This window comes from Flectobacillus longus (assembly GCF_030056705.1).
GTDB classification, from domain to species: domain Bacteria; phylum Bacteroidota; class Bacteroidia; order Cytophagales; family Spirosomataceae; genus Flectobacillus; species Flectobacillus longus.
Genome location: NZ_JASHIC010000037.1, coordinates 15,365 through 28,868, shown reverse-complemented (window position 1 = coordinate 28,868; position 13,504 = coordinate 15,365). Strand labels below are relative to the sequence as shown.

Below are 13,504 nucleotides of genomic sequence, written 5' to 3'. Positions count from 1 at the left end.
AGTATATTGAACACTATTAACAAAATAGCTTTCTAAAGTAAAGTTGACACTTTTCTTGTAAGTATTTGATTTTTAAATAGTTCAATGCTTTTAATAGATTTGCTAAACCATAAGGTTCGAGAGCTTTGGGATAAATAGCTATTGCCCCAATAAAACTCTTGACGATATTTTTTGCCCTGTAAATCTGTGATAATAGCAAAGGTCTCATTGGGTGATATTTCTATACCAGTTTGTTTGATTTTTGAGTGAATAAAATACGGAGTTTGTTTATTTCTACTAATCATCCAAACAGGTTGTTCATTGGCTAATTTGATAGTAATCAGAGCTTTACTGTCACCTTTTATATCAGCCGAATGTCTATCTATTTTAAATTGTCCTTTGCCATTTCCTAACAACAAGACACCGCCCATAGCATCGTATCTGCCTGTTTGAACTTCGGTCGCAAAGGAGTTACCCACCGCCAAAACGTCCAGATGACCATCAGCATTGAAATCACCTGTTTGCATCCCATAGATTGGTGCAAACTGAGCTTCAAGAGGCAGTTCGTGCATCATGAAACCTTCTTTTCCTTTATTTTCGAGATACACACTTTCAAAGTGATAGGCTTGTAGTACAAGGGCATCTTCCAATTCATCTTTTCTAAAAGACTCTTTAAAAGGAACTTCGGCATAAGAAGTATAATCTTTGAAACGAGCTCGCATAGCCGTGATTTGCTTGTTGAGGTCGTCACGGGCATGTATCATTTGCTCTTCACCATCCTTGAAATGCGTCATAATAGGATCCATGAGACCGTTTTTGTCAAAGTCCTTTCCATACACTGTCACGGGCTCATGCTTGCTTGCATGATATTGCGTGTTTTTTCCTAGGTTACCTACTAAGTAATCTATATCGCCATCGTGGTCAAAATCCCCAGCCGTAAGGCTATTCCACCAGCCATTTGTTTTTTCTAGGCTTGGAACATCGCTTTTGACAAGCTTTCCATGCTGATTGGTAAAAAGTGTGATAGGCATATACTCGCCCACCAATATCAAATCTGGCCAAGTATCGTTGTTATAGTCTGTCCAAAGCGCCGAGGTAACCATTCCAATTCTTTGAAGACCGTTGACCGACGTAGTAATATCTGTAAATTTGATTTGTGTATTTTTACTATCGTTTCGTAATAAATAGCTACGAGGTATTTTGGGATATTCACCAGGGCACACTCTCCCTGCCACAAACAAATCCATATCACCATCATGGTCAAAATCACTGGCAATCACACTCGAAACACTACTATTTACAGAAGGTAATGAAGTTGTATTTTTAGCAAAATTTCCTTTTCCATCATTAATCCAAAGTTGGGAATGATAAATAGCATCGCCTTCATGTTGTGGACGAACACCTCCTGACGAAACCCACAAATCTAAGTCATGGTCTCCATCGGCGTCAAAGAAAATACTACCCATATTGTCAGCCAGATTGGTTTCAGGCATGGGTTTTACCATAAATTTTCCATTAGTCTGCTGAAGATAAATAGATGCTTTGCTTTCGGCGGCAGCTCCAACAAAAACATCTTCAAGATGGTCACCATTGACATCACCTACTGCCAACGCTGGTCCTGCTTGAGAATGCAGGTGGGGCAAAAGTGCCTGAGTCTTGAAATCAACAAAATTGTCTTCGATATGTAAATTGTTGATTCCTAGATTATCTTGTTTTTCAAAAAGCAAATTTTGGTGCTGAGCAATGCTGACAGATTCATGATTTGCATTTTTATATTGTAAGGTGAGTAGTTGTTTCGTTTTGGGATTTTGAATGATTTGGCTTTTGCCATCGGGCCACAAAACTTTCAGGCTATCTACTTTTTCAGCAGATAAACCAAAATGCAAAAATGACTCTACCGTAGATAAATACCCCCTTACAGGAGAAAAGTATTGGTATTGTAGTTGACCTTTTTGCCATACCCAAACCTTGCACCCAAAACCATCTTTGTTGGGTTTTGAGCCTTCAAATTTGATTCGTAACCAGTTATGCTCTGGTTTGATTTTATTGGTTTGATTTTCAAATATTTTCGATGTTTGGTCCAAATTATTTACTACCAAATCTAAATCCCCATCATTGTCGAGGTCGCCGTAGGCTGTGCCGTTTGAGAAGGTTTCGGCAGTAAGCCCCCATTGTTTTGAAACATCCTCGAATTGAAGGTTTCCCTTATTTTTGAATACGTAATTATGAAGCTGAATACCAGGAAATTTGCTCAATTCACGCAAACGGTCTTGACGATTTGCTTCGGGCGTACCCATAAACAAAGTAGTTTTTCCGTAAATAATAAAGTCGAGATTGGTGACATCCTGTCGGTAGCCATTGGCAATAAAAAGGTCTTTGAGTCCATCGTTATCATAATCGGCAAATAATGGCGACCAGCTCCATTCGGTAGCGTGCACGCCCGATAAAGCCCCTATTTCACTAAACGAAAGATTTCCGTCAAGGTCGGTACCATTGTTGAGCTGAAGGGTGTTTCTAACATATTGGGGCTCATATCCTAAGCGAATATTTTGCTCAAATTCGTCATATCGATTGCCCATCATAGTAAGTTTCCAGCGTTTGTTGTCTGGCGGAAGCATATCCACAACGGCAATATCTTCTAGTCCATCGTTATTAAAATCAGCCACATCATTGCCCATACCGTTGTAAGTAGTATGACGTAATGATTCGTGTGCTTGATTGACGAAGCCCAGATGTTTGCCATTTTTATGGGTATTAATATAAACTAAATCATTGGTTAAGAAGTCATTAGACACATAAATATCTGGCCAATTATCTTGATTTAGGTCACATACAGAAATGCCTAAGCCAAACCCTTCGATCGTAATACCTTCTTCTTTTGAAACATCTGTAAAACGGATAATCCCATTTTCTTGCGCACCATCATTGCGATAGAGCTTGTCGGTAGAAGCAGCTTTTCCTTGAGTTTCTTTGGGTCTGGCATTATTTCTATTATAATTGACAAAAGCATTTCGAAGCAAATACATATCCAAATCGCCATCCTTATCATAATCCAGAAAAGCGGCTTGGATGTCATAGCCATCATCGGCTAGGTTCATTTGTGTGGCTACTTCGCTAAAAGTATTGTCTTTATTATTAATAAAAAAAAGGTTTTTCATCGCCGAAGCTGGCGTTTTACGATTGCCTCCTTTGCAGATATAGATATCCTTATACCCATCTTGGTTTATATCTACTACCGATACACCGTAGGTCCATCCACTAGTTGCTACCGCTGCTTTTTGTGTAATATCCTCAAACTGCATATTGCCTTTATTGAGGTAAAGTTTTCCCGAAACCATATTACCCGTAAAGTAGATGTCCTGCAAACCGTCGTTATTGATGTCGATAAGTGCAACGCCTGCCCCATTAAACATGTATTCAAATTCCAATACAGTAAGAGAATCGTTGTAAGTCAGTTGATTTACAAAGTCGATACCTGTTTTATCGGCTGATAATTCTTTAAAAACGGTTTGGTTATCCATCAGTTGGCATGATAATGTACTCATTATCAAAACAATGTAGATAGATATTTTTTTGATACAACTTTGCATAAAACAGCGTTAGTAAAAAATGATTAATAGGCAGGCTTTGTTTTGGGCAAAGCCTGCCACTAATTTTTAGAGATTTTTCAATCTCAATACCAATTATAAAGTATTAATAACCAGCATTTTGCTTCAACAATCCGTTGCTACGGCTAATTTCAGACTGAGGAAAAGGAAATACATTGTATCTATCGTTCCATTTTGAACCGAATACCTCTGCCCCAATTCCCCAGCGTGTAATGTCAAACCAACGGTGTGGCTCAAATGCCATTTCTACACGTTTTTCGTGACGAAGCGCTTTGCGAGCATCTGTAATTTTGGTTGCTCCCAAACCTACACGAGCTCGTACTTCACTGTTGATTACGGCAAGACCTTCAGCCGTGCGACCATCTTCAATTAATGCCTCTGAATACAATAGGAGCATTTCGGCATAACGGAAATAACGTTCATTATTGAAGCCAGCCTGACCGTTTGGTGCGTATGCTGCGGCAACAGCATTGCGCTTCCCAAAGTATTTACGAACACCATAACCCGTTGAAGACCAAGAAGAGCTAAATGGCGTAGTACCTTCGCCTTTATTGTAATATAAGTCTCCAGCTTTGTAAATAGTAGCTTCGAGACGTGGATCACCAGGCTCAAACTCATCTACGAGATTTTGAGTTGGCACATACCAACCAAGTCCACCACCAGGAGCACCAGCGTCGCCACTAGCATCCCAATACCAAACACGACCAGTTCCTTGAGAAGCTTTGAAGGCTTCAGAGTGCGTATCGTCAAATACCCAAAGGTTGTCATCTGAGTATGGACCGCCATATTGTACTTCAAAAATTGATTCAGAGCCATTTTCTTTCAAGAAATCGAAAGCATCTTCGTAGTTATCAATTTTATTGGCATTGCTATTATAAAGTTTGTAAGCGCCATTTTTTCTTACATCTTCAAAAGCTGTAATAGCTGCTTTCCAATCTTTTTTCCAAACATTCACTTTTCCTTCAAAGGCACGAGCAGTCCATTTGCTTGCACGACCTAGGTTAGAGGCATCCCAAGAGGCAGGTAATCCTGCATAAGCATCTTGGAAATCCTTTAGGATAGCTGCGTACAATTGGTCTTTGGTAGCGTTAGGGCTCGCCAAATTATTGATGTCCTTTTTCACCTCTGTGACCAAAGGAGGCGTTCCCCACATTTGTAACGCCAAGAAATGGAAGAAGCCACGCAAAAATTTAGCTTCAGCCACTACACGAGTCTTTTGTTCGGCAGTCAACTGATTTGGGTTATTGGATGCTTCTATTACGAGATTGGCACGCAAAATTCCTTCGTAAATCTGTGTGTATGCTGCTGCAAAGGGAACATCAGCAGCACGGAAAAATAAATTATCTAAATCGCGAGCTTTGTTCAAATCTCCTTGATTGCTAGCCTTACCGTTGATAGTAACATCGTCGGTTGTTGCTAAGGTAATTCCCCAAAACTCACCACGTTCATTAAGCGTTTCGGTACTAGTACCCCATAAATCCTGAATAGAAGAATAAGAGGAGAAAATAGCACCGTCAAAGTCGGCAGGAGTTTTGTAAAAAGTGGTTGTTGTAACCTTGTCGAGTGGTTGTAAGTCGAGATTGTTACAAGCCTGAACGATAGCAATCGATGCAAGACAAGTAAGAATTGCTCCTCGGATTATATGATTTCTTTTCATTGTTAATCAATACTTTAGTTGAATGAGATAATGTTTTGGGACAATAAATCGCTCATTAAAATGAGAACTGCCATCCAAACTGCATAATAGTTGGTTGTGGCGAACCACCCGAATCAACGCCATTGGCTAATGGAAATTCACCTTTTTGAAAACTTGCTCCACGAGTTACTTCTGGGTCATAGCCTTTGTATTTGGTAAAGGTCATCAGGTTTTGAATACCAATGTAAATTCTTGAACTAGAGATGTATTCTCCCGAAACTTTCTTCAAGAACGATGCTGGAATAGCGTAGCCGATTTGGATATTTTTTAATCTCATATAAGCTCCACTTTCTATCCATCTGTCCGAAAAACGAGTATTGTTGTTGGGGTCTGAAGCAGTGGCTCTTGGCATGGTAGTACTTGTGCCAGCACCTGTCCAACGTCCTAATACTGAGGCTGATTGGTTATCGCCAGTTCTCATACTTTCTAACGACGCACGAGCTGCGTTATAAATACTCATACCTCCAACGCCTTGAAACAAAATCGAAACATCAAAGCCTTTGTACGAACCTCCCAAGTTGATACCATAAAAATAGGTTGGGATTGAACTACCGATTTTAGTTTTATCGTTTGCATCAATTTTACCATCACCATTTACGTCTACAAAGCGAATATCTCCTGGCTGACGACCTGCTGAGTTGGCATCTACTGTTTTGTCGGCATCTACTTCTGCTTGCGTCTGATAGATACCATTGGTTTTGTAGCCAAAGAAATAAGCCAAAGATTCACCCTCGGTAGTGCGGTGGGTTTGGTCGCCACCTGTTCCTGTGATAACTTCAGGAATACCTCCTAACGAAGTCACTTTGTTGTTTACCGTAGTGATATTTCCACCGATGTTATATTTGAAATCGCCTATTTGGTTTTGATAATTTACACCTAATTCAATACCTGAGTTTTTGATTTCACCCAAATTGGCATCGGCTGGTAAGAAATAACCCGATGTCATTGGAATAGGTTGGCTCAACAATAAGTCTTTGGTAACTTTCAAATAGTAGTCTGCCGTAATGTTCAAACGACGATTGAACAAACTTACGTCTGCACCAATATCCGATTGCGTACTAACTTCCCATTTAAGGTTTGGATTAGCAAAAATTGTTGGTGCTGGTGCTAATACTACGCCCTGACCTGCTCCAATAACATAAAAAATCGTTGATGACATTGTAGGTAAATAGGCAAAATTGTTACCCGTAAATTGGTTACCTGATTGTCCCCAACTCAAACGAAGTTTTAGGTCATTGATAGTATTGTTATTGTTCAAGAAATCCTCTTCACTTAATCTCCAACCTGCCGACAATGAAGGGAAGATACCCGTTCTATTATCTGGTGAAAAACGAGATGTTTGGTCACGACGCACGTTAAATGTTAAGAGATATTTGTCATTGTAAGAATAGAAAACACGTCCTAACATTCCTCTTAAAGCCCAGTGATCAGCTTCGTTTGCTGCTGCTACTGTTTGTGCTTTTGAGGCCATTCTGATATCAGAATTAGCTAATCCACGACCTTGAACACGTATTTTGTCATATCTAAATGATGTTTCTTCATAACCTACCAATATAGAGAAATCATGTTTGCCTATTTTTTTACGATAATTCAAGGTATTAGCAAAGTTGGTTGTCTGTTCGATAGGTCTTTCTTGTACTAACAAAGAAGAACGTGGCGTTCCTGCTGTACCATAGTTTTGAGCAGAAGCCTCTTGAAAGAAGAATCCATCTCCAACGTTATAGTCGATACCGCCCGAAACCTTCAATTTCAATCCTTCAATTGGCTCAAATTCACCATACACGTTTGCTAATACTTTTCTGCTTTTTACACGTGTTTCGTTGTAACGGGTATCTGTAGCCCACATATAGTTAGCACCTGAAGCACCGTCTCCACGCGTAGAGGCATTGGAAGGAGTGTAACCAAAAGGGTCTGTAGAATCAAAGGGTTGATAATATGGGGCATTTTTCATACTATTAAATGCCGCAAAATTACCTCCTTCAGATTGTACTAATCTGTCTGTTGAACTAATGAGTAAAGATTCACCAAACTTGAAATATTTACCTGCTTTAGCATCTACATTTGCTTTGAGGGAAATACGCTCAAAGCCTTGCGAACGTTCTACTCCACCTTGACCATGATAACCTGCTCCAATACTAAAGTTGAGGTTTTTTGTTCCACCCGTAACCGTTAAGTTATGGTTGCGAACAATAGCCGTTTGGAACATATTATCCTGCCAATTATAAAAAGGTTTACTTGAAAAACTAGAAAAATCACGTCCTAATTCCTTTTGAAGAGAGACATATTGTGACACATCTAATACATCGATACGGCGATTTTGAGCAATAGACTGAGCCGCCACATAACCATCATAAGTCAATGTTGTACGTCCTTCTTTCCCTCTTTTTGTGGTTACAATCACCACACCATTAGCGGCACGAGCACCATAAATAGCAGCGGCCGAAGCATCTTTTAGGACATCTATCGACTCAATATCGCTAGGGTTGATACCTGCCAAGGGGTTTGACTCTGTGTACGAAGCAGTATTTACCGAAATATTTGAGGTTTGTACAATGGGTACACCATCGATTACCCACAAAGGTTGGTTGTTTCCTGTACTACCGACCCCCCTTATACGTACGTCGATTGGCGCACCTGGATCGCCACTACGGTTGGCAATATGCACCCCCGAAATACGACCACTCAAGGCTTGGTCTGGACTAGTATTAGGACGATTGGCAATGTCCTTTGAGGTGATACTACTTACAGCACCTGTTAAATCTACTTTACGTTGTGTACCATAACCTACCACAACTACCTCGTCTAACGATTGTACATCGGGTACTAATTGCACATTGATTGTAGAACGACCTTGTAGCGAAATCTCTTGCGTAACATAACCTGTAAACGAGAAGACTAATACAGCTTTGTCGTCAGTAACTCCTAAATTAAACTGACCATTCGAATCTGTACTAGTACCACGAGATGAACCTTTGATTTTAACATTGACACCTGGCAGGCCATTACCGTTCTCATCGGTAACTTTCCCTGAGATTTTTTGCTCCGCTGCCATGATTCGATTCGCAGCAAAAGTACTAGAGTTCTGGAGGATACTACCACCCAAGACTCCCAGCACCAAAAGCAACTTTAATGTAAATTTTGCTTTCATAACGATTGTTTTGTAAAATGAGTTTGTATAAATCTATTCGTAGGAATAGCCATTTTTCATAGTTCAGGTACGTTTCTTTCTCTTAGGCACATAGCATTCCTCTCTTGTTTTTGGATAAAAACAACGACCCGAATTTTGTATTTAGTAGGATTTAGGATAAGGCATCAAGAAAACTTTAGCCAGTAAAATCAAACATAAAAGTTTTTCATTAATCCTTTTTAAAGTTGATGCAACACATATTATCTATCTATCTCAAAAAAATAACTATACTATACTATTCTATACTATTATTATTTACAAAGATTAGCGATTTATATTACTTATTCAAGACTTTCATTAAAAAAAATATAGGTTTTATACAAAAAGCCTTAAAATGCGACATAAAGGGCTTTTCGGGAATAAATAAATACTTTTTAATAAATTTTATTAAAATATTTATGCTTAAATATGCTAATTATCATTGTACACAGGTGTTAATCTTGCAAAAAAACGCAATACAATAATATTTTAAACAAGAAGCTTTTTCAATTTTAAGTAGAACAGAATAGAACAGAAATGCCTAAATAAGGCAAAACATTATTAACGAAAAAATTGCTAATATCTAGGAATCCTTCATACAGATTAGACAGTAAGTGTGTAGAAAATAGAACAGAATTTCCAAAATCTACCTCAAAGAATCAACCATTGGGCTCAATCCTAGAAGTCGCAACGTCAAATTTTGACAAAAATCGTATTGGTTTCGATTCAAGTCTTATCCTATCTTCATCGCTCAATGTCTAGCAATTCCATACAAAATCCACATAATTATAGTAGAATAACCAGATTAATTTCTTTTGATTCTAGCAATCGAGATTTTGTAAAATACCCTCTTGAACTATGAAAAGGATTATTGTTATTATTTTTCTTATACTCTGCTATAAAGGCTGGGCTCAGCATTCGATTTATAATTTTACGTCATATACTACAAAAAATGGTTTAGCTTCCAATACAACTTATGCGATTCATAAAGACCGCGATGGATTTATGTGGTTTGGTACAGATGATGGTTTAACGAAGTTTGATGGTCAAAATTTTAAGGTATTTCGTCATAAAGATTCAGATCCTACTAGTATTGGGAGAGGTTCTGTGGCAGCATTGGCAGAAGATAGCAATGGCAATTTGTGGGTGGGTATTTCAACAACCTTGTCATTGTATGATCGCAATCATAATAGATTTATCAATATAGATTTTACACCTTACGGTTGGATTCGAAGTTTGTGCTCTGACAGTCGGGGAAATTTGTGGATTGGAACTTACACAGGATTATATTATTTGAATTCCAAAACTAAGCAGATTACTGCTTACCGAAAAAACGAAAAAGATGCGAACGCCCTTGCCTCTGAAGTAATTTTATGCTTGTTCGAGGATTCAAAAAAACGTATCTGGGTTGGAACCAACGCAGGTTTGTATAGATTAAAGGAAGACCGAAAGGGATTTATAAGATTTGAGCAAAACCCTCTCAAACCCTATAGTATTTCGAGTAACATAATTCGTTCTATCGCAGAGTCTTCGAATGGCGAATTTTGGTTTGGTACTGATAACGGCTTAAATCTCCTACAAGAAGACGAATATTTTTTAAAATTTCAGTATCAAGAAAATAACCCTAATACACTCAGTAATAACAAAATCTATAAAATCACTTTTGATAAAGATGGTATGCTATGGGTAGGTACCGACGATGGCGCCAATGTTTTTGACACCCATACCAAAAAAGCATTTAGAATCATCAATACTACCTCAAAGAATCAGAATTATCAAATTGATTTTATAGGTCATTCAGTTCGAGAAATTTACATAGACCCTAATGGACTTTACTGGTTGAGTACTTTACAGGGGGGAATTAATAAGTACGATGCTAATTTGGCTTTTTTTAATCACAAATCGTATAATCCTTTCGATGCACGGGGTTTGAGTGCAAGATCAGTTACGTCATTTGCTGAAATGCATAATGGCAAAATCTATATTGGTACTGATGGAGGTGGGCTCAATCTCTATGATAAAAAATCAGGACTTATTGAACATAATCTATTCAACAAATTAGTACCTAGCAAAATTATTGGAGCCCTTGAGGTACTTGGTAACAAACTGGTAGTAGGAACCTATGGAGATGGATTATATATTTTAGATACCGATAAAAATCAAGTTAAGTATATCAAAATCAAAAAAAATGAAGCTACTGATGTTCCTATTAACTGTCTGAAAGCCGATAAACAAGGTAATATTTGGATCGGAACAAACGGTGAAGGAGTATTTATTTATCAGACCACAACGGGGAAATTAAATTCATTAAAAGACATCTATCATCCTTCTTCTAAAATTTATAATCTTTTGACCAACGGCTACACAACCGCCCTAGAAGAAGATGCTCAAGGTAATATTTGGATTGGAACTAATGGTGCTGGCTGTGCCATCTATAATCCCAAAAACCATATCATAGAAGTACTAAATCATTCAACAAGTAATTTGGTTCTTGATAGAATCCTTAGTATTTATTGTGATAAACAAGGTAAAGTTTGGATGGGAGTATTTGGAGTAGGCTTATGTACATTTGATTTTCAGAAAAGAAAGTTTATACAATATGGTGAAGCCCAGCTATTATCTAATGATTTGGTTTACAAAATCTTAGAAGACGAAGAAAATAATCTTTGGGTAAGTACCAACCAAGGAATAAGTAAATTTGACCCTCGCAAAAAGACCTTTAAAAATTATAATTATCACAATGGTGTCCAACAAAGCACTTTCAACATTGGAGCAGGTATCAAAACTCAGTCTGGAGAAGTCTATTTTGGAGGGCTCGACGGATTTAATTACTTCAGACCATCGGCCTTGAATGTTAACAATAAAACCCCAAAACTGATTTTGACCGATCTGAAGATAGGTAACAAAAGTATAATTCCTGCCGAAAATGCTGAAATTGACAAATCCATCGCAATTGCGGATAAAATTACGTTGAGTTACAAACAAAATTTTTCACTCGATTTTGTAGCACTCAATTATACATCTCCTCAGGAAAGCCAGTATTCTTATATGCTTGAGGGTTTTGATAAAGAATGGAACAAGGCTGGTTCGGTCACAAATGCGGTATATACAAACCTAGACCCTGGCAAGTACCAATTTAGATTAAAGGCACAAAGTGAAGACGGCTCATGGCAAACTCCTGAAAGAGTTGTTGAAGTGAACGTGTTGCCACCACTTTGGAAAACCCCTATTGCTTATTTTATCTATTTTTACCTTGTATTTTTTACTTTATGGTATCTGCGCAACAGAGGAATCAAAAAGTTGAAAAGCGAGTTTGAACGAGAGAAAGAACGTACTGAAAGTGAAAGAAAAATTGAGCTTGAAAAGCTGAAAATCAAGTTTTTGACAAATTTGAGCCATGAACTCAAAACGCCTCTTACTCTTGTGCTAAATCCTGTTGAGAGTTTGTTAAATAATGAAAAAAGTGATAAGAAAATACAAACCCTTAATCTCGTCAACCGCAACGCAAAACGCTTGTTAAATTTGGTGAATCAACTGCTAGATTTTAGAAGCATTGAGGATAAAGAGCTAAAGCTACATCTCACTCAAGGTGATTTGATAGAGGTTGCCAAGGATATTTTTGAGTCTTTTAAATATTTATCTGAAGCCAAACATATTCAATTCGATTTTGAATGTGCTGTTCAAACATTTCATTGTGCCTTTGATAAAGATAAAGTAGAGCGAATTTTATTGAATCTACTTTCCAATGCCATAAAGTTTACCAAAGCACATGGAAGTGTATATTTTCATATCGAAACTCCTGAGGACAAATCAGGTATCAAATTAATTGTAGGCGATACAGGCTCTGGTTTTTCTACAGATATGTACGAAAAGATTTTTGATAGGTTTTTTCAGATACCGACAGACGATGCTACTTTAAATCAAGGAAGTGGTATTGGACTCTCTATCACCAAGGAGTTTATCAAACTACATGGAGGGAGTATTTCAGTAGAAAGCGAAGAGGGGATGGGAAGTATCTTCACGGTATTTTTACCACTAAAAGAACAACAGAATTATGTAGTAACCCCAAATTTACTAACATCAGAATCTTATAAGATTTTGGAGGATAACACTACATTAGAGGCTCAAGAAACTATCGTAGAAATAACCGAAAAGCCTGTGATTTTGGTAATTGACGACAATGAAGATATTCGGTATTATTTAAGAGAAAACCTAGCTAGTAAATACAAAATAGTCGAAGCAGCAGATGGTAAGCAAGGATGGCAGAAAGCCCTATCAGCTCATCCTATGCTCATTATAAGTGACGTAAATATGCCAAATATGGATGGTTTGTCACTATTGGATAAAATAAGAAATGACAACCGTACAAAACATATTCCTGTAATTCTGCTAACGGTTTTATCCGAAGAAAAACAGCAAGTCAAAGGGTTGTCTTTTGGCGCAAATGACTATTTGATAAAACCATTTAGCTTTAATCTACTAGATATAAAAATCGGGAACTTACTCAAAACCAATCAAACCTTTAAAGAAACCTATAGCAAACAAATCAATGTTCAAATTCCTGAACTTGAAGTGGAATCACAAGACGAAAAGTTTTTGTTAGAAGTAGCACGTCATATTGAGGAGAATATCCTACAAACTAATTTAACAGTAGAGGATGTCAGTAAAATGATGAACATGAGTAGAAGTACTTTTTACAACAAAATTTTAGCCCTAACTGGAGAAACTCCCGTTGAATATATCAGGTCTATGCGCTTGAAAAAAGCGGCTTATTTATTAGAAAAAAGTGATTTAAAAATTGCAGATATTAGTTTTGAAGTTGGCTTCTCAAATACCAATTATTTTGCGCGAGCATTCCGAAATAAATACCAGATGACACCAACAGATTATATCAAACTAAAACGAAATAAAACTGTGCTAGCAATGGCGGATTAGTCTTTTTTACTACTTGGAAAAAGGACAGAAACCATGATTGTCCCAAGCCCGAATATTAGTGCTTTGTTTACATAGCGCTAATATTCGGGCTTTTTTGTTAACAAAAAACATTTCGTACAA

Annotated in this window: 4 protein-coding genes; 1 reads left to right on the top strand and 3 read right to left on the bottom strand. The window is 37.6% G+C overall.

Features of this window, described 5'->3' with window-relative positions; all coding sequences use genetic code 11:
• Positions 1–32 precede the first annotated feature (32 nt).
• The 3 genes from QM491_RS22970 to QM491_RS22960 all read right to left on the bottom strand — a co-directional run bounded on the left by QM491_RS22970 (position 33) and on the right by QM491_RS22960 (position 8,431).
• Positions 33–3,524 carry a VCBS repeat-containing protein gene (locus QM491_RS22970; RefSeq protein ID WP_283329871.1) on the bottom strand — a complete coding sequence of 1,164 codons (3,492 nt, stop codon included), beginning with the start codon at positions 3,522–3,524 and terminating at the stop codon, positions 33–35.
• A 148-nt stretch (positions 3,525–3,672) separates the two neighbouring features.
• Positions 3,673–5,244 carry a RagB/SusD family nutrient uptake outer membrane protein gene (locus tag QM491_RS22965; protein ID WP_283329870.1) on the bottom strand — a complete coding sequence of 524 codons (1,572 nt, stop codon included), beginning with the start codon at positions 5,242–5,244 and terminating at the stop codon, positions 3,673–3,675.
• Between the two features lie 55 nt (positions 5,245–5,299).
• Positions 5,300–8,431 carry a SusC/RagA family TonB-linked outer membrane protein gene (locus QM491_RS22960; RefSeq protein WP_283329869.1) on the bottom strand — a complete coding sequence of 1,044 codons (3,132 nt, stop codon included), beginning with the start codon at positions 8,429–8,431 and terminating at the stop codon, positions 5,300–5,302.
• A gap of 876 nt (positions 8,432–9,307) precedes the next feature.
• On the opposite strand from QM491_RS22960, the gene QM491_RS22955 reads away from it, so the two are divergent.
• Positions 9,308–13,384, top strand: a complete 4,077-nt coding sequence (locus QM491_RS22955) for a hybrid sensor histidine kinase/response regulator transcription factor (RefSeq protein ID WP_283329868.1) — start codon at positions 9,308–9,310, stop codon at positions 13,382–13,384.
• Positions 13,385–13,504: the final 120 nt, after the last annotated feature.

Coding starts and splice junctions, on each gene's coding strand:
- QM491_RS22955 (WP_283329868.1), top strand. CDS start 9,308: ATGAAAAGGATTATTGTTATTATTTTTCTTATACTCTGCTATAAAGGC.
- QM491_RS22960 (WP_283329869.1), bottom strand. CDS start 8,431: ATGAAAGCAAAATTTACATTAAAGTTGCTTTTGGTGCTGGGAGTCTTG.
- QM491_RS22965 (WP_283329870.1), bottom strand. CDS start 5,244: ATGAAAAGAAATCATATAATCCGAGGAGCAATTCTTACTTGTCTTGCA.
- QM491_RS22970 (WP_283329871.1), bottom strand. CDS start 3,524: ATGAGTACATTATCATGCCAACTGATGGATAACCAAACCGTTTTTAAA.